We start from the raw sequence: 25725 nt of genomic DNA, 5'->3' as shown, positions 1-25725 counted from the left end.
CATATAGTCAGACTAGGCTAGACGTTTGATCATGTTTATAGGTAAAATACGGTAAACCAGTCGGCTTACAGTTCTTTGCTTAAAGCACTGTAAAAAATCTGTTCTTCATCTTCAACAAGGATTATCACTTACCACCAAGTGCTAGGCAAGGTACTTGGCGGTAGTTTCTCCTGCGCTGCTGTAGACAGATGTGATTTGACTAGCAAACCGCATTTTTGGAAGGAGTATGGATTATTTATTACTGCCAGTATTAAGCTTCTTGGTGGGCATCATTGTGGGTTTAACAGGAATTGGTGGAGCCTCTCTCATTACCCCAATGTTGATATTTATTTTTCAGGTTCCACCATCAATTGCCGTCAGTTCCGACGTTGTAGCCGCCACCTTAATGAAGGTAGTTGGTAGCGTCAAGCATTGGCAACAACAAACTTTAGACACTGAAGTCGTCAAGTGGTTGGCATTAGGTAGCGTTCCTGGTTCGCTATTTGGTGTAGGAATATTACACTACATCAAGCACACTGGAGAGCAGAACCTAGATAGTATTTTGCTGCACTTATTAGGAGTAACAATTTTATTAATTACTGTATTGGCGCTGGTACAACTTTTACTCTTAACTTTCTTTCCTAAGCTCACTTTGCCAGAACTGCCAAAGCTAGACTTAAACACCAATGTAGGGCGTTTTTTAACAATGCTTTTAGGGGCAATTTTAGGCTGTTTGGTAGGGCTGACGAGCGTCTCTTCCGGTTCTATGTTTGCCTTGGTACTAATAGGCTTTTTCCGTCTCGATGCACGTAAGTTAGTCGGTACAGATATTACACAAGCAGCAATTTTATTGTTCTTTACCTCCCTCGGACACCTTAGCTTAGGTACAGTTAATTGGAACTTAGTATTACCAATATGGTTAGGCTCTGTTCCTGGAGTATTATTAGGTGCAAAAATCTGCCAAATTACTCCTCAACGCCCACTGCGGTTTATTATTTATGCAATATTGATGATGGTGAGTTGGAAGTTAGTTTATCAAGCTTAGTGAATGTAAAATAGACAATCACTATTAACGATTAACCCAAGGTAATAGGCTAAATGTACCTCTTTCGTACATAATGAATAAACCTAAGCCAATTAAAATAAAAGGTACAATAATTTTACCGTAGCGACTCAAGAAATAAGCAATGGTAGTATGTTGGCTTAACCAGTAAGCAACAGTACACCAAACTCCTACCATTAAAAAGAATACAGTTAAAATTACTCCCAAGCTGGCAACATTTTGACCAGCAAATAAGGGAATATAAATACTAATATTATCTCCACCATTGGCAATTGTTACCGCTGCAACTTTATAAGTTTGGGGATGCAGAATACTCAAAATTAAAGATAATACAGAATTAACTGGTGAATGCTGTTTAAATTCAGTGTTTACTGCTTGAATTTCGATAGCTTCTTGTTCTCGATTGAGTAATTGCATTAAACCGATCGCTATTGGTAATATGCCCAATAATCCTATCCATTCTCGTTGTACAACCAAACCACCAAAAAATCCTGGTAAGCTGGCAATGATAATAGCTAAAAACCCCAGATACTGACCAAATATGATATGCCGCCGTCGAAAATTAACATCTACCTGAGAGAAGAGAAGTAGCAAAATCATGATGTCATCGATATTGGTAGCGCTGAAGGCGACTATCCCTTCAATAAAAGATGTACCTAGATTACTCATGCTGAATTTTTCGTCAAAAGTAAATGAATGAGTTAATTACTGCAATTAGCACAGGTGTAGTTGCATTTATCGCCACTAATATTGATGATATTGTGATTTTGCTACTATTGTTTTCGCAAACTAATGCTAATTTTCGACCGCAACATATTTTTGTGGGGCAGTATTTAGGTTTTATTGTACTGATAATTTTGAGTTTATCTGGTTTATTTGGCGGTTTTGTTATAGGGGCAAATTGGACGGGTTTATTGGGATTAATTCCTATTGCTATCGGTATTAGTAGTTTGATTAATCCTGAAGATGAATCACCAGAAGAGTTCGTAGGGGAAAATCTTCTATCTTCAGATGAGTATATTCCTAGTTTTATTGCACCCCAGAGTTACACTGTAGCGGCAGTAACTATTGCTAACGGTAGTGATAATATTAGTGTGTATATACCTTTGTTTGCTAGTAGTCAATTAGCGAATTTTTGGGTAATTATTGGAGTATTTTTTCTATTATTGGGAGTTTTATGTTACACAGCATATAAATTAACTCATCAAAAAGCGATCGCAGAAATTTTAACTCGCTATATTAATCATCTCATCCCTTTTATTTTAATGGGTTTAGGTATTTTTATTGTCTTAAATACTGGTGCTTTAAGTTTAATCAAATTAGCAGCAAGTTGTTGTTGCTTAATAGTTTTGATAAGAAAAGACGAAGCAAAGTAAGACTTGATACCTTTCAACTTTAATTTTGATACAAATAGACCGCAGGGAGCAGGGAGCAGGGAGCAAGGGGAAAGAATGAAAAATCTATGAATTTGTATCTTTTTTCGTGAAATGGTATGACTCTATACCTAATAGACCTCTTGCACGAATGTTATAAAACACGAATTTTAAGTCTCACGCAAAGGCGCAAAGGCGCAAAGAGTTACAGAAAATTCGCTTGTTTAGTAGGCATAATCTGATTTATGCAAGAGGTCTAATAAAATGAAACGAAAAACCAAGGGTTTAGAGCAGAACACAGGTGTATAAGTGTTTCAAGCCAGTACGCTCTAAACCCTGAAAACCATTATCAATAACTAACTTTGGTGCGTAAGTTCTAAACTTGTGATTAATCGGGAATTGGACAAAATTAAATTCATTGTTAGAGATATGGAACGAAGAAAAGTGTGTTTCATGAATTCTGTTGAATTATCGAAGGTAATTGTTTTAGATTTAGCCGTTACCTACTGTTTTTAAATGGATCTAAAGATATTAAATCAGGCATGAAATTTGATTCCCCTATTCACTCTCATCTAATTGTTGAAATAGCGGGGTGCTGAGGTAACGTTCACCGAAGCTAGGCTGTACCATCACAATCAAACGCCCAGCATTTTCTGGTCGTTTGGCGATTTCAATTGCAGCATATAAAGCAGCGCCAGCAGAAATTCCTGAGAGTAATCCTTCTTCTTTGGCTAAACGTCGGCTATAAGCCATCGCCTGTTCATCGGTTACTTGAATAACTTCATCTACTAGTTCTAGGCGGAAAATTGCTGGGATAAATCCTGGGCCGATACCTTGAATTTTGTGTGGCCCTGGTTTTCCGCCGATGAGTACAGGACTGTTGCTTGGTTCAACGGCGATCGCCTGAAAACTTGGCTTGCGCTTTTTAATAACTTCTGCAACTCCGGTAATCGTCCCACCAGTACCAACTCCCGCCACTAAGATATCTACTTTTCCGTCGGTATCAGCCCAAATTTCTTGGGCTGTGGTTTCGGCGTGGATTTTGGGGTTAGCAGGGTTACGGAATTGTTGCAACATATAAGCATCGGGAGTTTTGGCGACAATTTCTTCCGCCAGGGCGATCGCGCCGCGCATTCCTTCTACACCAGGAGTTAACTCCAGTTGTGCGCCATAGGCTTTTAACATTGCTCGTCTTTCTTGGCTCATAGTGTCGGGCATCGTTAGAATAAGATGGTAGCCTTTAGCAGCCGCCACCATTGCCAACGCAATTCCTGTGTTACCAGAGGTAGGCTCAACTAAAGTAGTTTTTCCAGGATGAATTAAGCCTGCTTCCTCCGCTGCTGTCACCATGCTGATGCCAATTCGGTCTTTTACAGAAGCAGACGGATTCATACTTTCTAGCTTCACGAGAATCTCTGCAACCGCACCAGCAGCTTGGGGAATCTTATTTAATCGGACTAAAGGTGTTTGTCCAATCAACTCCGTAATATCTTGCGCTATTCGCATAGTGACACTCCTTTTGTTAAAGACATTCAAAAATCAATGTTAGTGGTTAAAAAATTATTGACTCTGGACTATTGACCATTGACTATTGACTAGATGTAATACATTGGACTCTGCTGTAAACGAGCTTCTCTTTCTTGACATAAATCTTGGAGTGTATAGCGGCCTAAAACATCCATAGAAGCCACGTTAGCTTGATCCCAAATTTCATACACTAAACGTCTTTCTAATGTCGGCGCTTCAGAGTGTTCTTTCTCTTTGCGTTCGCCTTCTACTAAAGTAACAATCTCCAACACAGTAATTTGCCAAGGCTCACGAACCAACACAAAACCACCTTTTGAGCCACGTTGACTTTGTACCACACCTGCACGCCGCAAATTGGTGAGAATTTGCTCTAAATAGCGCTCAGGTATAGGTTGTTTAGAGGTGATTTCGCTCATAGTCAGAGGTACTTTTTTTTCATGGTGGTTAGCCAGTTCTAAAAGTGCTAGGAGCGCGTATTCAACTTTGGAAGACAGATCCAGGAGAGCGTAATTTTGGCTATTCAAGATTTGTACTCAATCAAAATACTACGGTTAATCGATGGCTTTTTCGCATTTTATGCGAAATTAATTTTGTCTTGGTGTTGGATGTGATAGCATCCGATTTATCAAAGACTAATAACCATAAACCTATCGCCTTACCGTAGATTATCTTACAAAATGCGGCAAATGAGTTCATCTTTCACAGGAATTATTTTGGTTTCGTGATTTTTACCGCATCTACCCAAAATCGGCCTCAGCCTTGACAAACAAAAAGCAGGGGGGCAGCGGAGCAGGGGAAGGAGGGGAGGCGGTAAGGGGGAAGAATTCAAGTTTTCCCCTGCCAACAGGAATACAAGCCCACGCCAGTTTGCTTAAGTCGAGCCACTCCGTTGTGGGCGTTCCCCCGTTGAAGGAAGTGGCGTGGGAAAGCCGCCCACGTAAAAGGCTCCTAAATTTATGTATGGGGTTTTCCCTCTCCCCTGCTTCCGGCAGTGACCCTATTTCTTCTCCCATCAACTACAACCTCAAAAGAGTATGCTATTAACTGACTTGCGAACAATTTATGAGCGCGACCCCGCCGCCCGTAACTGGCTGGAAATATTATTTTGCTATCCTGGACTCCAAGCTCTAGTGTTGCATCGTTTATCCCACTGGCTGTATAAAAAAGGTGTTCCTTTTCTCCCTAGGTTTATATCTCATCTCAGTCGGTTTTTTACGGGAATAGAGATACATCCTGGTGCAGTGATTGGTAAAGGAGTATTTATTGACCACGGAATGGGTGTGGTAATTGGTGAGACAGCAATTGTTGGTGATTATGCGTTAATTTATCAAGGTGTAACTCTTGGTGGTACTGGTAAAGAAAGCGGTAAACGCCATCCCACTATCGGTAGCCATGTAGTTGTCGGCGCTGGCGCGAAAGTTTTAGGCAATATTAATATAGGCGATCGCGTCCGTATTGGAGCCGGTTCTGTAGTGTTACGTGATGTGCCTAGTAACAGCACCGTTGTCGGGATTCCCGGACGGGTGACTCGGCAAAATAATCTAAATATTGATGCGCTGGCGCATCATAAAGTTCGAGACGTAGAAGCGGAAGTAATTCGCGCGCTATTTGAACGGGTTAAAAATCTTGAAAAACAGTTAGAACAATTAGAAACTCAGCCAGCATTAGAATTACCAACTGATGTACATAATGAACTGGAAATACTCTACAACAGTAAAATAAATAGCGATTCTGTAATTGAAGACTTTCTCGATGGTGCAGGCATTTAGTCAAAAGTAGAGGCGTGATTTATCACGTCTCTAAATATTTTTTGGCAAAAAATAAGGACGGGTAATCAAACCCATCCCATAAACATCACTCCTTAATTGTGCAAGACCAAATTTTAATTATCTCAATAACGCGATGTGCGACTTATTCTCAAAACCCCTCTCTAAACCTCTCCCCGCAGTGGAAAGAGGCTTTGAGTATTACTCCCCTTCCCTGGTAGGGAAGAAGTTGGGGGTTAGGTTTGAAATAAAGTTGCACACCGCGTTAAATATTAATAAATTAGAAAATCTGGGCCATAATTACCACTACCATCAGGTAAGGGAATTTGCATAAGTTTAACAGCAGAACCTTGCAAATTATACATTAGACCAATTGCTTGACCAAGTTTAGATTCATCGCCAGTAGTCCAGGCAAGTTCGAGGTTATCTAAGACTAATTTAAAAGCATTATTAAATTCATCTAAAAGTGTGCGAACTTCTTCAGATGGATTTGTCCAACCACCTTGAGGAACTTGCGCCATTGGGTATGTATCGGGAAAGGGAATAACCTCACCTGCATATTTCCACTGTCCATCAATTTGCTTTATTTCCCGACCCTGAAGAATTTCATCAAATTTATAATAATGGGCTAGTTGATCACCAAATCCTTCTGCATCTGGTGATAGAGAAGTTCCCTCTCCTTGTACTTTAATTTCGGTAATTGCTTTCTCTACATCAGCCAGTGTTTTTATCGCAAATAGTGCATGACCACCAACATCGTAACCACCATTAGTTAGCTGATTGTTGCCAGTCATAGTTGGCTGTAAATCTTGAAATGCTCCAAGGATGGCATCATAAAAAGCACCGATGGTAGCAAAGGTTTCTTTGGCAAAGCTAATAGGAATGGGATTTTCAGGAAGTTCAATTGGCTTACAAACTTCTTCTAAATAAGTTTTGCTTAAACCTGCTAAATATACAGTTAAACCAGGTCTTACACCTCCTGGCAAACCGCTGGGATAGCTTGGTAAAACTGTGCTGATTCTTGGTGTACCGCCAATAGTTGTTAACATATTGGCGACTAATCCCATGTGCAGCATTTCTTCCATCAAAATGCTGCGAATTAACCCAGCAGCAGACGCACCTAAATCTTTAATAGACCACCACGCACAAAGATATGGTGGTAAAGTAGCTAACTCTAGTTCTATAGCTGCATTTAAACTACTTTTGAGCCAATCAATATCTCTGTTTGCACTTTCAGTTTGTAAAAGCTCAGAAATTGAAGTGTTCTTGATTGTAGTGAAACTCATAGATGCGCCTTGACTATTTATTGTAAGAAATCAGTCAATACACGGAAATTACCGTATATTCCGGCTACAGGATAGCTTTAGCTTGATCATTCAGAGTTCAGTGATAGTACTGATAATTTGGTAGATTTAAAGTCAAGATTTATTGAGGACTGTGAATGTTATCGCACAAATGGCGATCGCTTTCTTCTACTGCCGGGTTATTCTGGAGATAATCTTGCGCCAAGCCCTTGTCCCCGGTTCAGCTTGAACATCATCAAGAATGGTATTATTTAACCCTGGTTCAAATCGCAAACTTACCTGTGCAGCTTGCATTTCCATTGATTGCTTTTCGCAATTTCGCCCCATCTATTAGCGCAATCAGTTTTTGTCGGGCTTCCATAAGTTCTTTTAACTCACGGTAAGGGGCGCGTTCTGACAATAATTTCTCAAATTGCTCTAAACCATATTGAATTTCGGCGTTAGTCAAGTCTCTATCTAGTTGATCACTAAATATATGCAGCATAAAAGGGGAGAGTTTTCCCCTTCTGTGTTAACAGTTGTATTAAGCCGCAGCCTCTTTTTTAGATTTTCGCATAGGACGCTTGCGATCGCTTCGACGAACGCCCCCAGCCATTTTGTACTCATTGCTATTCTTGCCATACTTGGCAGCTACACTGAGTAACGTATGTTCTATAAGTTCATTTAGTGACTTTTCTGCAAGTTCTAAAGCTTCTTGAGCCATATCTACAGTAGAAAGGCTAGAATTATATGCTTCTAATTTGTCTTGCGTTGTTTTGATAGCAGTTGCAAAGTATTCAATTGAAACTCCATTGCCTAAGTCTAAGGTAGAATTGATTGATTTTAAAGCCGCAATCCGACGTTGTGCTTTATCAAGTGTTTTAGAGCCGCGTTTTGGACGTGACATAAATTACTTTGCTGTTTTTAATGATGTGCCAGGATAAAAGCTGACTTCTAACCTGATCTGTACAGCACCAAGATAGACAAAACTCAAGTGACCTGACACCCGCAATATTCAGTATAAATTGAATTATTTATTACAAAAATGGTGAGTATACCTGTGTAAATTCTTGGTATTTGCCCAAATTCAAGAAACGTCCGCCCGGAATCAAGAAACAACTGCCCGAAATCAAGAAACGTCCGCCCGAATTCGATAAACGTCCGTCCAAATTCGATAAACGTCCGTCCAAATTCAAGAAACGTCCGCCCGGAATCAAGAAACGTCCGTCCAAATTCAATAAACCACTAAACGACCAGCTTTATTGAGCTAGAGAAATATCATTGCAGATTTTGCGATCGCTTCCTTCTACATCATCACTATTAGCTAAGTAATCTTTTACCCATTCACAAGCACTAGCCAGCAACTTATTTAAGTCAGTTTCTTCAATATTCCACAATCGCACAGTATTATCCCAACTACCAGAAGCCAGAGTTTTGCCATCGGGACTAAACGCCACAGTTGTAACGAGAGCCTCATGACCAAAATATGTGTTTAAAAGACGACCATCTAAATCCCAAAGTTTAACAGTTTTATCCTTGCTACTAGAAGCCAAAGTTTTACCATCAGGACTGAAAACTACACTTGTTACCTTTGATTCATGTCCTTTTAGAGTATGTAAAAGATTACCATTTAAATTCCAGAGTTTGATATTTTTATCATTACTAATAGAAGCAAGTGTCTGGCCATCGGGACTAAAAGCTATTTGTGTAATTTCACTTTTATCAGACAATGTTTTTACAAGTTTACCATTTAAATCCCAAAATTTGATAGTTTTATCATTACTAATAAGAATTAAGTTTTGACCATCAGGACTGAAAACTACTTGTGTAATTTCACTTTTATCAGACAATGTTTTTATAAGCTTACCGTTTAAATCCCAAAGTTTAATAGTTTTATCGCTACTACTAGAGGCAATTGTTTTACCATTAGGGCTAAGAGCAATGCTAGTAACTAAACCTTTATGCTCATCATTTAAATTTATATCTACTTTTTGTGAGTCATTGCCATGTGAACGCCAGAAAAAAATATTTTTGTCATTAGTAGCTGCGACTAAATGTTTACTATCAGCAGACAAAATTATTTTTGTAATTATTTTGGCATCTTTAAAAGATGGGGAAATAGAATTTACCAATGTTGGTTCTGTACCATCTAATTTCCAAATGTTAATACTTTTATCATAACCACCAGAGGCTAAAGTTTTACCATCCCGACTAAAAACCACACTTGTCACTGTGTCTGAATGCTTGAGAACTTGCCCAATTTTGTTTAGCTTCCAAAATTTAATGGTTTTATCTTTACTAGCACTAATCAACATTCTTTTGTAAGGATGAAAAACAACACTAGTCACTGCTGCTTGATGTCCTCGAAAAGTTTGCAGCATTGTGCCATTTAAGTTCCAGTATTTAACTGTGTTGTCTTCGCTTGTGGATGCAAAAGTGTTAGTTTTAGAATCAAAAACAATGCTAGTAACAGCCGCTTGATGCCCTGTTAAATTACGTATCTTTTTACCTTGCATATCCCAAAGTTTAATAGTCCCATCTACACTGCCAAAGATAACAGTTTTATCATCAGGACTAAAGACTAGACTTGTAACAGTCGCTAAATGATATTGAGGTTTAATCAATGATGGTGATAGTTTATTTTTCTGTACATTCCAAAGTTTAAGCGTGCCATCTTCGCTGCTAGAAACTAAAATTTTATCATCATGGCTAAAAGCAATATTTGTAACGGCTGCTTGATTATCTTTGATAGTTTGTAGTAACTCGCCTTGAAAATTCCAGAGTTTAATGGTTTTGTCTTTACTGGCTGTAGCTATAATTTTATTTTTGTGACTAAAAACAACACTGGTAATTGCATACTTATGACTTCTGAGAGTGTGCAACAAATTACCATTTACATCCCAAAGATTAATATTATTATCACTACCAGCAGAAGCTAAAATATAACCACCAGGACTATAAACAAGATTTGTCAGTGAATAGTTATTTTTTGTCAGCTTATGTATTAATTTACCATCTAAGTTCCAGAGAATGATTGTATTGTCAGTGCTAGTAGAAGCTAAAGTTTGATTATCGGGACTAAAAGCAATATTTGTAACCGCATATTTGTGGCCTGTTAATGTATGTAGAAGTTTGCCATTTAAGTCCCAAAGTTTGACTGTATTATCATCACTGGCAGAAGCTAAAATTTGACCATTAGGACTGAGAGTAACATGATTAACTGCGGCTTCATGTCCTGTAAGAGTATTTAAAAGTTTGCCATCTAAGTTCCACAGAATAATAGTATTGTCTCCACCTGCTGAGGCTAAAGTTCCACCATCAGGGCTAAAAGCAACACTATTAACATCAGCTTGATGACCATTTAAACTAGTTTGTAATTTTTCAGTATTTAAATTCCATATTTTAACAGTTTTGTTATCACCATAAGCCAGAGTTTGACTATCTGGACTAAAGGCTAATAAATCTGTAGCAATATTAATATCTTCACCGTTCTCTTGAGTATTAATTGGCGGCTTGAAAGTTTTTTGAAGTTTACTTTTTAATTGTTTTAAATCCCAAATTTTTACTACATGATCTAAGCTTGCAGAAGCTAAAGTTTTATTATCTGGACTAAAAACTACATTTGAAATTGTATTTTTCTGGGCTGCAATAAATTTAGTGATTTTTTTGGGTTCATCTTCTAAACTCCAAAGTTCTATAGTACTATCTTGAAGAGGAGTATCATCAAAACTAAAATTTGTATCTTTTGCCTTGGCAATTGCTAATATTTTACCATCTGGGCTTAGGGATACACTTGTAATAACTTTATTGCTTTCTTCCTCTATATTGTTTTCTTTCTCTATCAGCGATATTCCTTCTTTATCCAGTTCTTTTAAGTCCTTAATTTTGACATCAAACAAACCAGAAATAATTAATTTTTGACTATTAGGAGTAAAGCTAATTTTTGTAACAGTATCTTCCGTTAAAGTTTTATTTGAGATTAAATTTTTATTTTTATCATCTAAATGTTCCACGTTCCAGATTTTTACCTCACCATCTTCACTAGCAGAAGCAAGAATTTTTCCATCAGGGCTAAACGCAAGACTTGTAATAGTAGCTTGATGTTCTCGGATAATTTTTAACTCTTTACCGTGTAAATCCCAAAGTCTAATAGTTTTATCAACACTACCAGAGGCTATAATTTGGCCATTAGGGCTAAAAGCAATTGTTTGAATAGCAGCTTCATGTTTAATTAGGCGATTGCGTTCTTTAATTTGATATACTGCCTTTTGCAAAGCTTCGATAACTACAGGTTGAGATTGATCTAGCTTTTGCTTGCTTTTGCCTACATTAATTGTTTCTAGGATTTCTTTTAATGGTTCTGGAGGATGAATCAGTGATAATGGTTCGGAAAATAACAATTTAAAGTTATTTTGTGCCTGTCGTTTTTTACCTGCCTTAATTGCTAAAATAACTGACTTTAACTCTTGATGAGAATTAAACAGTGCCAAAGAATTTAAACTACTAGCCTTAGTTTCATTCAACTCTCCTTTGTGCCATAGGTCTAATGATTTAATTAGCAACCCTGTAATAATCAAGGTGATAATTGTACCGCCACTGATAATAAAGATTGTGGTAATATCCCGACGGCGACGATTGATTTTTTCTTTTTCTTGGCGTAAATGAAATGCTGCACAAGCAGAGACATATTCTGATTCAATTTGATTTAAAAATCCCGATTGTTGTAATAGTTCTTGGGCTTCTTGTAATCTACCGCCGCGATGGGCAAGATAATTTTCGTCTTTTTGTTGCTTATCCCACTCTAAAGCTGCTTGACGAATTGTTTCGCGCACTTGCAAACTTACACGGTTTTCATCTAACCATGTAATCAACCTCGGCCAGTAGCGAATTAAGGCTTCGTGGGCGACTTCAACTTCTTCTTGAAATGTGGCTGAGTCTACGCTAACTACTATCAGTCGCGCACCTTCACCAGCTAACCGCTTCAAGAGATTTTTAGTTAATGCTTGCTTGTCGCCAGCGGGAATTAATTCTTCTAAACCAACTCTGCGGCGTGTGTCTCTGCGCCTTTCACCTTGAACGGCGTTTTCATCTAAGCGAGTTAACCGGATGAAGATATTTTTGACTTGTTCTTGTTCATCCGCTGACAAACTATTGTAAACTTCATCGGCAGTTTGGGCGATCGCTTTCTGCACTCCCCCAATTGCTTCATATTCTAAAACCCGCAACCACCGCCCATGTCGGCGTTTCCACAACTCTAACAAAGCGTGTTGCAACAATGGCATTGCCCCTGGTTCGCCTTGCACATCATCTAAAATGGTATTACTCAAGCCAGCTTCAAAGCGTAAACCCACCTGTGCGGCTTGCATTTCCATCGCTTTTCGTAATTCCGCCGAGTCCATCGTCCCGATTAATTTTTGGTGAGACTCCATTGACTCTTTAAGTTGGCGGTAATTTGCACACTCACCCCAAAAATCTGCCCGCATGGTGACAACTACGGGTTGTTGCTTGGTTAAATTTAATAATTGCTGGATAAATTCTAGGCGCTGAGTTTCATCGCTACACAGAGTAAAAAGTTCTTCAAATTGGTCAACTACAATAATTGACGGTTGATTCTGCACCGCCGCTAAACTGACTTGTAATTGTTCCGTGGGGTTATTGCTGGGGGTAAGATAAGCCAAGGCTAAACCAGGTTGCTTTTCTTGCAGAGTAGGAATTAACCCCGCTAACACAACTGATGATTTACCACTACCCGACGCACCCAACACCGCCAAAAAGTTATGTTCAGTTAGTTTTTGTTGGAGTTGGGAAATTAATTGTTCTCGCCCAAAAAAGAACTCGCGGTTTTGTTGACGGAAAGGATACAGACCCAAAAATGGACAACGGCTATCGTAAACAGGTAATTGCTTATTTAAAGCAACAGCATTAAAACTCAAATCGAGAACTTCCAGCGCCAAATTGTTGACTTCAATTAAAGCTTGTTCCCGTTCCTGGTTAGCTTGGGGACTTAAAGTTGTGTTATCTGTGCCAAAAGTATTGATTAATTGTTGTGCTGGGGTGTGCAGCTTGGGGTAAAGTATAGGCGATCGCTCTAACAATAATTTTTTTAATTGTTCTAAACCAAACTCTATTTCTGCCGTTGTCAAGTTTCTATCAAGTTGGTCACTAAATAGCGGTCTTCCGCCCAACCGACTAAACAAAGCCGGAACTGTTACGTCTTGTCTTTCTGCTAAAGAAGCCGCCGCCTCTTGTAGCGCTGTGTCTACTTCCCCAGACTCTCGCAGTTGTTTATAAAAATGTTCTCCTAAAGCTTGGGCTGTCTTAACAGTGACTTTCTCTGTCATTGCTATGACTGCTGGCATACCCAAGTCTCGCACCAAACGCTGCCCTAAACCACCTAATCCTGCTTCCGCATCTGGATGGGCGCTTTCGCAAGTACAAAGAAAAGCAAAATGCGGTAGTCCCTTCGCGCCGCGTAATAAGCGCATTCTATCTAACAAGCGCGTGGCTGTAACTGGCTCAACTGTATCATCAGCCTTTGACCAATACAGAACTGTTTCGCCATTGTCTAGCAATTTGCCGTGACTAACAAAGTGTAGTAATGTATACTGCTTTGTTCTATCAGTTAATTGAGTACAAAGTTCATCTAAAGTAGGTAAACCAATCGCCCCATCAACATTTGCCAAGACATCACAGGGAATATCACCCAAGGCAGAACGCACACTTTTTACAGTAGCTTCCACATCAAACAAATCTAATTGATACTTTTTAGAATCCGAGGGACTTGCTACTAATACTAAAGCGCGTAAATCTCGCCGTCCAATAGGCGGAAAGCGGCGGTCTGTGGTGGCGGGAATATATAAAGAAAAAGGCACTCGCTGATCAAGTGCTAACATTTGCCAACCTTCATCTAAAGGAGCGCATAACCTTTCCCAGCGCAGAGTTCGCAGTTCTTTATCTACAGCTTCAATAAACAGCAAAACCCGCAAACAGTCGTCACTCTCGCGGATAGCAGCAGTAAAAGCATCACGGATTTCATCTTGGAATAAAGCTTTCCCCAAGAATGTGCCGTATTTTTGTGGTTGTCCCTGTAAGCTTAATAGTTGTTGTAAATCTGTCTCAGTTAGCTGGAGATTACCTTCCGCACGCAGTGGTAAAAGTATCCCTGGCCGACTATATTCGACCACAATCGGCCAGCTATCTCCTGATTTGCGTTGAATGATAATTTCAAAAGTGTTCATTTGAAGTGTCAAGGGTGAAATGTGAAGCGCAACTAAAATTTATCTTGGTGTTAGGTAAAACAATTGGAAGCATTTTAGCTCTGTCGTGCAACTAAAAAAGCTAGAGACAAAGAAGTTATCTAGCCCCTAGCTTTAGCCCCTAATACCATTTCTTGATGAAGATGCAATTTATTGGTTGTTGTAGAGACGTTGTATACAACGTCTCTACAATAGAACTTGGATAACTAACGCGATGTGCGACTTATTTTTGAAACCCCACTTCCATTCCTCTCACGCCAGTTGCTACAACGGGGGGAACCCTCCGAAGTTTGCTCAACGGGGGAAACCCCCGCACGCAACTTCTCTCCGCAACGGAGAGAGGCTTTGATTCTTGCTCCCCTTCTCTTGTAGGGAAGGGGTTGGGGGTTAGGTTTGAGATAAAGTTGCACACGGCGTTAACTTCTGAATTAACCCAATTTCTTCAGAGTCTCTAGTAAACTCATCACCGTGGAAACTGTGACTTGGAGTTTTTGAGTGCGATCGCCTGAAGTTTGATCAACGGCTTTGACAAACTGTTCTAGGGCTTGAGTTAAGTTTGTCTGAGCTTGTTGAAGTGCAGGTGTATCAGCGGATGTCTGCGTTGCTGTAGGTGCAGCAGGTAATTTGATCGATTCAATGACAGAGCGATCGCCTGTAGAATTATCACCAACAACTAGCCTAACTGCGGGGTCGCCAATAATTGCATAACTACGAGCATCATTATTAGCTGTCCACATTCCCGATAAACTGACAGGATTAGCCATCGCCCCATATTTAATTTCTTCCAATTCTGTACTTAAATCAGAAGATAGTTCAGCATAGCGTTCGTTGAAATATTCCACCGCTGACCCAACAGGGTGTCCTTCTAGTAGACGCTTTAAGGTACTTTGAAAAACTGCCAATTGCTTACCAGTTTTCTCCCAAACAAAAGAGCAACCCCAAGCCCGTTCTACGTGACCAATCACCGCCAAAGCGCCGCCATTAGGATGACTCAGCAACCGTCGAGGTAAAGGTGCGATGAAAGATTTAGGTGCAATTTCTAATCTTTGATTGGAATTTTTTTGATGAGCAAATTCATCCAGTTTAGGAGTCCCTGCACCATAACAAGCAAAGTGAAAAGCAATCAACCCTAATAAACGTGCATCTTTGCCAATATCATCAGCAGAAAAGTAAAAATCTTCGGGAATTGCTTCACGCCAAGTCAACGGGCCGGGCCAATCTTGACACAATAATGCTCCTTGGTGGCGGAGTTGCTTTTCATGACCGTTGGGAAAACCCATACCATGACTAGCAGTAAACAACAAAGCTGGTGTTTCTTCCCCACCTAATAATTTGCCTAAGCGAGCTTTAGTAGCTTCTTCAGCCAAAATACTGTTAACTGTCCACTCATTGTCTTTTTGCTCATTTAGCATCCACTCGGCTAAAGGCTGAATCAAGTTTTCCGCACTAAGTTTAGTAGCTTGGTCAGCGGCGTTATGTACCCCAAAAAAGCTGGCGCGGCGAGGTAAAGATAAATTAGTGGTTTCTGCTTGAACTACACTCCGGGCATACTGGGCATATTCCTCTAACGTATCAAAGTAAATCCGACCTACCGCATACTGTACATCCAGCTGATATTGAAAACGATAGGGAATCGCTTCTGGATCACCTACAATCATTAGATAATAAGGCATTTTTTCTGGGTCGGCTGGGCCTGGGCCAACGCTATGACGCGATAAAAATCCACCTTTTGATTCCCCTGGACGATAACCTTTAGGGCCTATGTATTCTTTATAATAATGCTCGTGTTTTTTCGTCGCTTGTCTTTGACGATGCTCTAATAATTCTTTGAGTGCTTCTTTAATTGCTGGGTCAGCATTAAAAGCAAAAATTACACCCCAACCTGTTTCTGCTAGGTTTTTTGGGTCTACCCCTTCCATTGGGGCAAAATGACCCTGTTGATAGCGCGGATCTTTTTGCTTAAGTTCATCAAGTTCATTAGGATCAAACTCTTCACCCTGAGCAATTCTCGCTACCTGTTCAGCTGTTAACGGTGGTAATAAATAGCTACCAGAAGCCCCATCAATACCATTGAAATAAAGTTCATCAGTTAATTGTTCTACGCTCATGTTAAGTACACCCTGTGATTTTGATTGTTGAATTAATTACCAAAAGCCGCCGCCCAAACAGCATGAGCTACTTCCGGCTTATCAATGCTGTTGTGAGCGTCATCATCTTTACCGTCTTTGAGGTTACGGATAAACTCACTGCTTTCTAAGTTGTAAACTTTACCTGCTTGGAAATTGTATGGCTTGTCACAAGGGTACATTTTCAGGCTGATACTTTCGTTGATACCTTGAATGCCAAAAGTCCCAATACTGCCATACTCAGGAAATTCTGAGTTAGTCTCAGCAAAGTTAATATCTTGACCTTGAAACCTACCTAGTACACTGGCTGCTGGATACAGTTTTGTCACAGAACTATCGTGAATAGACCGAGTAGTAACAATTGGGCCTGTGACTTTGCGGTCTTTGAGGATGGAAGTAAAACAACCAGATAAATTTTTGCGGCGGGGAATATCAGGACAGTAAGACCAAAGTGATAAAGCACCTTGAATTAATACTAAAGAATCAACTGGGCGGACTAGCTGATTATTGCCTTTCCCGTTAACAATTGAAGAAACCACAATACATCCAAAACTATGTCCCACTAAATGAAATCGGACTGTTTTAGCTGCGGCTTTTTGCAGTTGAGTTAACAACCTAAACCCACTAGTACTACCAATTTCCCGCGCCCGCGCTTTCATCTTCCAATAGGAGACATAACCTAAAACATCCAGAATTTTATTGTCAGCAGCATCACCAATTCCAAAACTAATTTCTTGGGTTTCTGATTCTTCTGCTTTCAGCGATTGATAAATATTTGCTGGGTTTAAGTTTAAGGATGCACCATCTTCTGCATCTTCGTTTAAAGAAGCTTCTTTGATTAACACCTCATAAGCTTGATTTACTTGCGGCGGTAATGTTTCTGGTGGATAGGCATATTCTATAGAAGCTGTAAAAATTGTTCTGAGTGCATCACGCGCTGCTTCTGTATCAGCCACATCTTGAGCATATTCGTCAATTAAATTATTTAACTCTGACCCTGATGTGTCAAAAGATGTGGTTTTAGGTTGAGCATTTAAGTCTTCATTACCCCAAGGTTTGCTCGGCCAATGCAACCCAATTAATAATGGGCGAAATTCTTGGTTTTGTGACTGGCGTAATTCTTTGATTTTTTGGATATCAGCAGCCCTACTTCCCATAGCTGTTATCCATTTGGTGTATTGTTCTTTCGCCGCGGGAATGTCACCCATCCATCCGTGGCTAATAAAAAAAACATCTGTAATGGGTTGAGTAGCTAGTATATTTGCTAACTTTTCGCTCATGAAACCAGTCGGTTCAAGACGTTCATTACCGTTAGCATCAAAAGCAACGAGATAATAATCTAACGATAAGGTAGTGGTAGTAATGTTTACAGTTTCAATTGGCATGAAAAAATTTTGGTGTGGATGTAATTTTGATTACTGCATTAAGTAATTTAGTTAGCGATCACTATCTCTCAACGCAGACTCACAAGTGTTGAATGCACCGCATAAGTACAATCTGAATACTCATCTACTTATTAGGCTTGTACTTCTTATATACTTAGTTATGCTTACACACTTGAATACACATTAACCATAAAAAAACCGTAAATCCTCAGTGATAATACGTGCTTTTTTGGAGAGTAAATCAGAAAAAATATTATGTTTGGTTAAGATTTATACACCTAAATTTTATACATAGATTTTGCTCTATGTATACTAATTCGTATGAACCAAAAGATACCCGACTTTTTTAAGAAGTCGGGTATCTGAGCCGCTTAATTTTCAAAAATCTAATTAAATGCTTAGACTTGACCTTTTTGCAGGTTGTACCGTTTCACTTTAAGGTTGATACATTTAGGCAAGCAGAGGAGCAGAGGTAAAAGAATTTGTATCAGGATTTTAGTGAAATGGTATTACAAGCATTCGCTCTTACCAAAGATAAATCACATCTATATGTAAACATAATTAATCTTCTTTGGATAAAGTATCCTCAACAGAAGTAGCTGAATTTTCTTCCGGCCAATCATCATGATTACCAGGAGAATTACAAACTATAACTACCTCAGCGTCTTGTGAATGATGAGTTCCCCATTCATCCAATACATCTTTGATTAAAATTTCTTGTACCCAAATTTTGGCAACAACTGTTAAAGGTAAAGCTAAAAATAATCCTAAAAAGCCAAAGAAAGTCACAAAAAACAATTGAGAAATTAAGGTGACGGCGGGTAACAAGGAAACTTGCTGCGCCATGACATAAGGTGTGATGAAATTACTTTCTGTTTGTTGAATAATAAAGTAAAGAACTAAGACAGCAACAGATTTCCAAGGCGCATCTAATAAAGCGATCGCCATCGCGGGAACTAAACTTAGTGTCGGGCCAAGATTGGGTATTAAGTTTAAAAATCCTGCCAAAACAGCTAAAGCTAAGGCCGCTTTCACACCCAAAATTGATAAGCCAATCACACTCATCAATCCCACAACACCCATTGCAATTAACGCACCTGTGACCCATCCGCCTAATGAGACTTCGCATTTATTTAAAATGCCCTCTACTCGTCGGCGATAAAAGGAGGGAAATAAGCGAATAAAGACTTTGCGGTAGGCTAAAGGATCAGCTAACAGCATTCCCGTCCACACCAGCACCAACAAAACTTTCAGGACAACTTCTAAAGAACTGGAGACAAAGGCAAAAGAACTCCCCAAAACGCGATTAATAAAAGGCTGTGCTTGCTGAATCAGGCTGTTGAGATCAGGTATGTAGGGAATTAACTGACTGGGAACTCTAGTTTTTAGTTCATCCAACCAACTATTGAAGCGTTCCAAACCTTGGGGAACACGATAAGTTAATTCATGAAACTGTTGGGCAAAAGGTGGCACAATCAACAAGAAAAAACCCACCACAACAGCAAAAAAGATAGCCACCGATAGAATGACAGCGAAGCCACGCTTTATTCCTAAGTTTTGGAAGCGCTTTGCTAACCGATTTAAGGTAGTGGCTAACACCACGGCGGCAAACATGAGTAACAATACTTCTTTGATTTGCCACAATATATATAGAGAGAGAACTATGGCGATTAAGCCAATCCATTGACCAAGGTTCACAGGCTGACTCCCGGCTGTTGGTGTGATGCTTTTAGTAATGCAGTTAGGTTAGCTGATTTTAGCGATAACGCCCAGATGATTTAAATTAAGTTTGTTTCTGGGTTTGGAATCGCCAGAATAAAGCGATCGCCATAATTATAGTAGGCAATAAAACTAAAATTAGGGCGTTTGTTGCTGTCGCCGGCAGCGCCACGTTTGGCAGTACATACTTAATTAACAGCGAGATCAACGCTGATAGTACAAGTAGTTTGACAATAAAACTGAGTTGATTTTCCATAGCTGTACGGCAATTCACCTGTTTCTGTAGGGTATACCCGAATCTAGGCGCAATGGAAGACTCTCTACAATATTCATATAAATACACAACCTAGAGGCTAGTACAACAAGGCAAAAGTCAAAAGGAAGAATATTTACACCACAAGCTTTTTAGCTATTCCAGATGGTCTGTTTATTTACTCCGACCTGTACTAGTGTGTTTTGCGCTGCACTCAGAAAAATTTTGAGTTTAACAACTTCAGCCAAAAACATCTCTTTATTAGTCAAAGGTCAATTGTCAATGGTCAATGGTGATGAATTTTTTTAACTATGGACAATTGACTCTGGACTTTTGACAAAAAATTAATTGAGGATACATCAAAATGCCTGTAGAAAAAAATAATAAAAATTCCATCAAACCGCCGCGAATCAGGCAGTTTGGGGGTAGCTTACTAATTTTGTTTACTCTGTTATTACTGCTTAATTTTATAGTTCCTAGTTTCTTTGGCCCTCGATTACCACAAGTACCTTATAGTGACTTTATTACTCAAGTACAACAGGGTAAAGTAGACCGTGCCGTTGTGGGAGGCGATCGCATTGAGTATACTCTCAAAACGCCAACTGCGGATGGTAAAAAGACTGAACAAGTATTTGCAACTACACCAGTCGCCCTCGATTTAGATTTACCTAAAATTCTGCGTGAGAATAACGTTGAGTTTGCAGCACCACTCCCAGACCAAAATGGTTGGATTGGAACTCTCCTCAGTTGGGTTGCACCACCGTTAATTTTCTTTGGGGTTTGGGGCTTTTTAATGAATCGCCAAGGTGGTGGCCCGGCTGCACTCACAGTTGGTAAAAGCAAAGCTCGCATTTATTCTGAAGGTAGCACTGGGGTAAAATTTCCCGATGTAGCTGGGGTGGATGAAGCCAAAGCCGAACTCGAAGAAATTGTAGATTTCCTCAAAAATGCGACCAAATACACCAACTTAGGCGCAAAAATTCCTAAAGGTGTGTTGTTAGTCGGCCCTCCAGGTACAGGTAAAACATTACTAGCAAAAGCGATCGCCGGGGAAGCAGCCGTTCCTTTCTTCAGTATTTCTGGTTCAGAATTTATTGAATTGTTTGTTGGTGTGGGTGCGGCGCGTGTGCGCGATTTGTTTGAACAAGCCAAACAGCAAGCACCTTGTATTGTCTTTATTGACGAATTAGACGCATTAGGTAAATCTCGCGGTGGTGCGGGTGGATTTGTCGGCGGTAACGATGAAAGGGAACAAACCCTTAACCAATTACTTACCGAAATGGATGGCTTTGATGCCAACACCGGAGTAATTATCATCGCCGCTACCAACCGTCCAGAAGTGCTTGACCCAGCTTTACGCCGTCCCGGACGCTTTGACCGTCAAGTTGTGGTCGATCGCCCTGATAAAATTGGTCGAGAAGCAATTCTCAAAGTTCATGCACGTAACGTCAAATTGGCGGATGATGTTAACCTCGCCACCATCGCTATTAGAACTCCTGGTTTTGCTGGTGCAGACTTAGCCAACCTTGTCAACGAAGCCGCATTATTAGCAGCACGAAACAATCGCCCAGCGGTGATTATGGCAGATTTCAATGAAGCGATCGAACGTTTGATTGCTGGGTTAGAAAAACGCTCTCGTGTACTCAACGAAACCGAGAAAAAGACCGTCGCCTATCACGAAGTTGGTCACGCTATTATCGGTGCATTGATGCCGGGTGCTGGTAAAGTTGAGAAAATATCCGTTGTTCCCCGTGGTGTTGGGGCGTTGGGTTATACAATTCAAATGCCTGAAGAAGACCGCTTCTTGATGATTGAAGACGAAATCCGCGGTCGCATTGCTACCTTATTAGGTGGACGTTCCGCCGAAGAAGTCGTGTTTGGCAAAGTTTCCACAGGCGCAAGTGACGATATTCAAAAAGCCACAGACTTAGCCGAACGCTACGTCACCTTATATGGGATGAGCGATAAATTAGGGCCAGTCGCCTTTGAAAAAACCCAACAGCAGTTTCTTGATGGTTACGGTAACGCCCGTCGTGCTATTAGTCCCCAAGTCGCCCAAGAAATTGACCACGAAGTCAAGCAAATAGTAGATAATGCTCACCACATTGCTTTAAGCATTCTGCAACAAAACCGCGACTTGTTAGAAGAAACCGCCCAAGAACTACTGCACAGAGAAATTCTCGAAGGAAAAGATTTGCGCGATCGCCTTACGCAAGCCAAAGCCCCTGAAGACCTGACAGAATGGTTACGATCAGGGAATGTATCACCTGATAAACCACTCTTGCAATCTGTGTTGAATTAAATAATTAAATGCGTGTGGTGCGTTGTCACAAAAGACAACGCACCATATTTTTTTAGGACTTATGCAATAACTCTCAAACTCTCATGTCTCCGTGTTGCGCCAGTGAGGGAGTCGGCTGTTTATCGAATTCGGGCTGTCGTTTATTGAATTCGGGCTGTTGTTTATCGAATTTGGGCTGTTGTTTATCGAATTCGGGCTGTCGTTTATTGAATTCGGGCTGTCGTTTATTGAATTTGGGCTGTCGTTTATCGAATTTGGGCTGTCGTTTATTGAATTCGGGCTGTCGTTTATTAAACGCAGTCGAAGTACACTCCCCATATTTCTTAATCCTGCGAACTCACGTATATTTAAGGTGTAGCTGACCATCTAAGAGGTATAACGTGGATACCATTGCTATCCCTACTCTCAATCGCCCAGTGGATGCCACGGTAGAGATTCCTGGTTCTAAAAGTATTACAAATCGGGCATTGCTTATCGCTGCTTTGGCACAAGGCGACACAATTTTAGAAAATGCCTTGTTTAGCGAAGACAGTGAATATTTTGCCAAATGTGTCGAAAATTTGGGCATTCCCATCACTTTAAATCCTGAACTAGCCCGGATGCAGGTGTCAGGAAAAGGGGGGGAAATTCCCGCAACCCAAGCGGATTTATTTGTAGGTTTAGCAGGTACAGCCGCACGGTTTATCTCAGCTTTGGTAGTACTAGGTAATGGTGAATATCGCTTAGATGGTGTACCCAGAATGCGGGAAAGACCAATGGGCGATATGTTGACAGTGTTTCAAGCAGGCGGAACAACTGTTAACTTTGAGGGTAACGCTGGTTATATGCCCTACACTATTTACGGTCAGCAATTCGCTGGTGGACATATTCGCATCAAAGCTAATCAAACTAGTCAGCAACTTTCAGCTTTGTTGATGATTGCGCCTTATGCTCAACAAGACACAATTATTGAAATTGAAGGCACATTAGTTTCCCAATCTTACGTAAAAATGACTTGTCGCCTCATGGCAGATTTCGGCGTAGAGGTGAATCAAATCGGCGACAATCAATTTCATATCAAAGCGGGACAGCGTTACCAGCCGCGACATTACACCATAGAACCAGATGCGTCGAATGCGTCGTACTTTTTCGCCGCTGCTGCTGTTACTGGTGGACGGGTGCGGGTGAAGTATTTAACGAAGCAATCATATCAGGGTGATATTCTGTGGCTGAATGTGCTGGAACAGATGGGTTGTCAAGTACGTGAGGCTGATGACTATATCGAAGTGACTGGGCCAGAACAGTTACAGGGTATCGATATTGATATGAATGATATATCTGACCTGGTACAAACATTAGGTGCGATCGCTCCTTTTGCCAGTTCACCTGTTACCATTCGTAATGTCGAACATATCCGCTACAAAGAAACTGAACGTATTCGCGCTGTAGTGACAGAATTGCGTCGCTTAGGTGTCAAAGTTGAAGAATTTCCAGATGGGCTAAAAGTTGAACCTAGTTCCATCACCCCAGCCGCCATCGAAACTTATCACGATCATCGCATGGCAATGGCATTCGCTGTCACTGGCTTAAAAGCTCCCGGAATTGTCATTAAAGACCCAGGTTGTACGGCTAAAACTTTCCCCGACTACTTCACCCGATTTTTTAAAATGATAGAACAATAACTGGCTAATATTTAGTTCCTACCTTATCTTAACGATTATATTCACGCTAACCTACTTATAGGAGTTGCATCATGTCTAACATACGTGAAGAAATGCCTGTACTGGCACGTCATGAAGGCGATTGGGTAGGAACCTATACACTTGTAGATACAGAAGGCAAAATTTTAGATAGACACGAATCGCATTTAAGCTGTCAGTTCCCCGATGACAGTCCTTATTCTTATTACCAAATCAATCGCTATAAGTGGGCTGATGGTAAACAAGAAGAACATAAATTTCCCGCAACCTATAGTGATAAAGTCCTTTGGTTTGATACAGAACGCATTGAAGGCAAAGCTTGGGAAATAGATGATTCCACTGTAATTTTGTGGTTTTCTTATAAGACAGTTCCAGTAGCATACTTATATGAAATGATTCAAATCAGTCCCGATAATAATCATCGCGCCCGCACATGGCATTGGTTTAAAAATCATCAAATTTACCAACGTACTCTCATTCAAGAACAAAGAGTTAGATAGTCATCTAAAAATTCAAAAATAGTATCAAATTAAAGTGCGTTAACATAGTTTAACGCACTACTTTATGACATAATAGATAGTTCAATATATATAAATTTAAATATATAACTTACGGATATGGCCAAAACTGACAAAATTAACTTCTCTACTCCTAGCGGTTTCCCAGAATTTTTACCTAGCGAAAAACGCTTAGAATTACATTTGCTAGATACTATCCGGAGAGTTTACGAAAGTTACGGATTTACCCCTATTGAAACACCCGCAGTTGAAAGGTTAGAAGTATTACAAGCCAAAGGTAATCAAGGCGACAATATTATTTATGGTATTGACCCTATTCTGCCACCAAATCGCCAAGCCGAGAGAGATAAAGCTGGCGAAACAGGTTCAGAAGCACGCGCTTTAAAGTTTGACCAAACTGTTCCTTTAGCAGCGTATATTGCTCGTCATCTCAATGAATTAACCTTTCCTTTTGCTCGTTATCAAATGGATGTAGTATTTCGGGGAGAAAGGGCAAAAGATGGGCGCTTCCGGCAATTTAGACAGTGTGATATTGATGTAATTGCACGGCGGGAACTCAGCTTATTATATGACGCGCAAATGCCAGCCATTATCACCGAAATATTTGAAGCAGTTAACATTGGTGACTTTATAATTCGCATCAACAACCGCAAAATTCTAACTGGATTTTTTCAGTCGTTAGGAATTGTTGAAAATCAAATTAAAACTTGTATTAGTATTATTGATAACTTAGAAAAAATTGGCGAAACTAAAGTAAAACAAGAATTAGAAAAAGAAGGAATTTCACCAGAACAGACAGAAAAAATTATTGCCTTTATTAAAATCAATGGCAGTACTGATGAAATATTAGATAAACTCAAACACCTGTCACAAAACCTACCAGAAGCCGAGCAATTTAGTTTAGGTGTGACTGAATTAGAAACAGTAATTACCGGGGTGCGTAACTTAGGCGTTGCCGATAAACGGTTTTGTATTGATTTAGCGATCGCCCGTGGTTTAAATTACTATACAGGCACAGTCTACGAAACCACCCTCATCGGTCATGAAGCATTAGGAAGTATCTGTTCTGGTGGTAGATATGAAGAATTAGTCGGGATGTTCATCGGTGAGAAAATGCCGGGAGTTGGCATTTCTATCGGCTTAACTCGCTTAATTAGCAGATTACTCAAAGCAGGAATTTTAAATACTCTACCTGCAACGCCAGCGCAAGTAGTAGTAGTAAATATGCAAGAAGATTTAATGCCAACTTATTTAAAAGTATCCCAACAGTTACGCCAAGCTGGCATTAATGTCATAACTAACTTTGAGAAACGCCCATTAGGTAAACAATTCCAAGCCGCAGATAAACAAGGAATTAGATTTTGTGTAATTATTGGTGCTGATGAAGCCGCAGCGCAAAAATCCTCACTCAAAGATTTGCAATCAGGCGAACAAATAGAAGTAGCGTTAGCAGATTTAGCTGAAGAAGTTAAACGGCGATTAGAGCTTTGATTAAA

Annotated in this window: 18 protein-coding genes; 7 read left to right on the top strand and 11 right to left on the bottom strand. The window is 40.1% G+C overall.

The genetic code is table 11. The features are described from left to right. The first annotated feature begins 226 nt into the window (after positions 1 to 226). Positions 227 to 1024: a sulfite exporter TauE/SafE family protein gene (locus tag AC504W_RS10680; protein WP_494877706.1), complete on the top strand. Its 798-nt coding sequence runs from the start codon at positions 227 to 229 to the stop codon at positions 1022 to 1024. Positions 1025 to 1048: 24 nt separating this feature from the next. Here the strand turns inward: AC504W_RS10680 and AC504W_RS10675 are convergent, their stop codons facing one another. Beyond that, complete coding sequence (locus tag AC504W_RS10675; RefSeq protein WP_494877705.1) at positions 1049 to 1711, bottom strand: cadmium resistance transporter; 663 nt, start codon at positions 1709 to 1711, stop codon at positions 1049 to 1051. A 23-nt stretch (positions 1712 to 1734) separates the two neighbouring features. Here AC504W_RS10675 and AC504W_RS10670 point away from each other — a divergent pair, with 23 nt between their 5' ends. Then, complete coding sequence (locus AC504W_RS10670; protein ID WP_494877704.1) at positions 1735 to 2418, top strand: cadmium resistance transporter; 684 nt, start codon at positions 1735 to 1737, stop codon at positions 2416 to 2418. Between the two features lie 555 nt (positions 2419 to 2973). Here the strand turns inward: AC504W_RS10670 and cysK are convergent. Together cysK and AC504W_RS10660 are read right to left on the bottom strand one after the other, a co-directional pair. Beyond that, positions 2974 to 3921 (bottom strand): cysteine synthase A, encoded by a 948-nt coding sequence (gene cysK / locus AC504W_RS10665; protein WP_494877703.1) that lies wholly within the window; start codon positions 3919 to 3921, stop codon positions 2974 to 2976. Positions 3922 to 4010: 89 nt separating this feature from the next. Then, entirely contained in the window at positions 4011 to 4466 is a 456-nt protein-coding gene (locus AC504W_RS10660; protein ID WP_096575894.1) for an RrF2 family transcriptional regulator, read from the bottom strand. Between the two features lie 510 nt (positions 4467 to 4976). On the opposite strand from AC504W_RS10660, the gene cysE reads away from it, so the two are divergent. Beyond that, on the top strand, positions 4977 to 5711 hold the full coding sequence (gene cysE / locus AC504W_RS10655) for a serine O-acetyltransferase (protein WP_494877702.1): 735 nt from the start codon (positions 4977 to 4979) through the stop codon (positions 5709 to 5711). A gap of 269 nt (positions 5712 to 5980) precedes the next feature. Here the strand turns inward: cysE and AC504W_RS10650 are convergent, their stop codons facing one another. The 8 genes from AC504W_RS10650 to AC504W_RS10615 all read right to left on the bottom strand — a co-directional run bounded on the left by AC504W_RS10650 (position 5981) and on the right by AC504W_RS10615 (position 19733). After that, a complete protein-coding gene (locus AC504W_RS10650) occupies positions 5981 to 6994 on the bottom strand; it encodes a ferritin-like domain-containing protein (protein ID WP_494877701.1) in 1014 nt (337 codons plus the stop codon). Between the two features lie 280 nt (positions 6995 to 7274). Continuing rightward, positions 7275 to 7496 carry a hypothetical protein gene (locus tag AC504W_RS10645; protein WP_494877700.1) on the bottom strand — a complete coding sequence of 74 codons (222 nt, stop codon included), beginning with the start codon at positions 7494 to 7496 and terminating at the stop codon, positions 7275 to 7277. Positions 7497 to 7535: 39 nt separating this feature from the next. Further along, positions 7536 to 7898, bottom strand: a complete 363-nt coding sequence (locus AC504W_RS10640) for a hypothetical protein (protein ID WP_494877699.1) — start codon at positions 7896 to 7898, stop codon at positions 7536 to 7538. Between the two features lie 352 nt (positions 7899 to 8250). Next, positions 8251 to 14229 carry an nSTAND1 domain-containing NTPase gene (locus AC504W_RS10635; protein ID WP_494879613.1) on the bottom strand — a complete coding sequence of 1993 codons (5979 nt, stop codon included), beginning with the start codon at positions 14227 to 14229 and terminating at the stop codon, positions 8251 to 8253. 446 nt (positions 14230 to 14675) lie between these two features. Further along, the gene (locus AC504W_RS10630; protein WP_494879612.1) at positions 14676 to 16355 is read right to left on the bottom strand and encodes a hypothetical protein; all 1680 of its coding nucleotides are present in this window, start codon (positions 16353 to 16355) and stop codon (positions 14676 to 14678) included. A 32-nt stretch (positions 16356 to 16387) separates the two neighbouring features. After that, entirely contained in the window at positions 16388 to 17758 is a 1371-nt protein-coding gene (locus AC504W_RS10625) for a hypothetical protein (RefSeq protein WP_494877695.1), read from the bottom strand. Positions 17759 to 18319: 561 nt separating this feature from the next. Beyond that, a complete protein-coding gene (locus AC504W_RS10620) occupies positions 18320 to 19456 on the bottom strand; it encodes an AI-2E family transporter (protein ID WP_494877694.1) in 1137 nt (378 codons plus the stop codon). Between the two features lie 85 nt (positions 19457 to 19541). After that, positions 19542 to 19733, bottom strand: coding sequence for a hypothetical protein (locus tag AC504W_RS10615; protein ID WP_096575398.1), 192 nt, complete (start codon positions 19731 to 19733; stop codon positions 19542 to 19544). Between the two features lie 361 nt (positions 19734 to 20094). Here AC504W_RS10615 and ftsH point away from each other — a divergent pair, with 361 nt between their 5' ends. The 4 genes from ftsH to hisS all read left to right on the top strand — a co-directional run bounded on the left by ftsH (position 20095) and on the right by hisS (position 25720). Further along, positions 20095 to 22032, top strand: a complete 1938-nt coding sequence (gene ftsH, locus AC504W_RS10610; RefSeq protein ID WP_494877693.1) for an ATP-dependent zinc metalloprotease FtsH — start codon at positions 20095 to 20097, stop codon at positions 22030 to 22032. Positions 22033 to 22412: 380 nt separating this feature from the next. Continuing rightward, entirely contained in the window at positions 22413 to 23693 is a 1281-nt protein-coding gene (aroA, locus tag AC504W_RS10605) for a 3-phosphoshikimate 1-carboxyvinyltransferase (protein ID WP_494877692.1), read from the top strand. 71 nt (positions 23694 to 23764) lie between these two features. Next, positions 23765 to 24211 carry a DUF3598 family protein gene (locus AC504W_RS10600; RefSeq protein ID WP_494877691.1) on the top strand — a complete coding sequence of 149 codons (447 nt, stop codon included), beginning with the start codon at positions 23765 to 23767 and terminating at the stop codon, positions 24209 to 24211. A 117-nt stretch (positions 24212 to 24328) separates the two neighbouring features. Continuing rightward, positions 24329 to 25720 (top strand): histidine--tRNA ligase, encoded by a 1392-nt coding sequence (gene hisS / locus AC504W_RS10595; RefSeq protein ID WP_494877690.1) that lies wholly within the window; start codon positions 24329 to 24331, stop codon positions 25718 to 25720. Positions 25721 to 25725: the final 5 nt, after the last annotated feature.

The organism is Nostoc sp. C96, from assembly GCF_059384975.1.
The sequence above is the reverse complement of the archived record's forward strand: the minus strand, read 5'-3'. Positions and strand labels throughout refer to the sequence as shown.

Coding starts and splice junctions, on each gene's coding strand:
- AC504W_RS10680 (WP_494877706.1), top strand. CDS start 227: ATGGATTATTTATTACTGCCAGTATTAAGCTTCTTGGTGGGCATCATT.
- AC504W_RS10675 (WP_494877705.1), bottom strand. CDS start 1,711: ATGAGTAATCTAGGTACATCTTTTATTGAAGGGATAGTCGCCTTCAGC.
- AC504W_RS10670 (WP_494877704.1), top strand. CDS start 1,735: ATGAATGAGTTAATTACTGCAATTAGCACAGGTGTAGTTGCATTTATC.
- cysK (WP_494877703.1), bottom strand. CDS start 3,921: ATGCGAATAGCGCAAGATATTACGGAGTTGATTGGACAAACACCTTTA.
- cysE (WP_494877702.1), top strand. CDS start 4,977: ATGCTATTAACTGACTTGCGAACAATTTATGAGCGCGACCCCGCCGCC.
- AC504W_RS10650 (WP_494877701.1), bottom strand. CDS start 6,994: ATGAGTTTCACTACAATCAAGAACACTTCAATTTCTGAGCTTTTACAA.
- AC504W_RS10645 (WP_494877700.1), bottom strand. CDS start 7,496: ATGCTGCATATATTTAGTGATCAACTAGATAGAGACTTGACTAACGCC.
- AC504W_RS10640 (WP_494877699.1), bottom strand. CDS start 7,898: ATGTCACGTCCAAAACGCGGCTCTAAAACACTTGATAAAGCACAACGT.
- AC504W_RS10635 (WP_494879613.1), bottom strand. CDS start 14,229: ATGAACACTTTTGAAATTATCATTCAACGCAAATCAGGAGATAGCTGG.
- AC504W_RS10630 (WP_494879612.1), bottom strand. CDS start 16,355: ATGAGCGTAGAACAATTAACTGATGAACTTTATTTCAATGGTATTGAT.
- AC504W_RS10625 (WP_494877695.1), bottom strand. CDS start 17,758: ATGCCAATTGAAACTGTAAACATTACTACCACTACCTTATCGTTAGAT.
- AC504W_RS10615 (WP_096575398.1), bottom strand. CDS start 19,733: ATGGAAAATCAACTCAGTTTTATTGTCAAACTACTTGTACTATCAGCG.
- ftsH (WP_494877693.1), top strand. CDS start 20,095: ATGCCTGTAGAAAAAAATAATAAAAATTCCATCAAACCGCCGCGAATC.
- AC504W_RS10600 (WP_494877691.1), top strand. CDS start 23,765: ATGTCTAACATACGTGAAGAAATGCCTGTACTGGCACGTCATGAAGGC.
- hisS (WP_494877690.1), top strand. CDS start 24,329: ATGGCCAAAACTGACAAAATTAACTTCTCTACTCCTAGCGGTTTCCCA.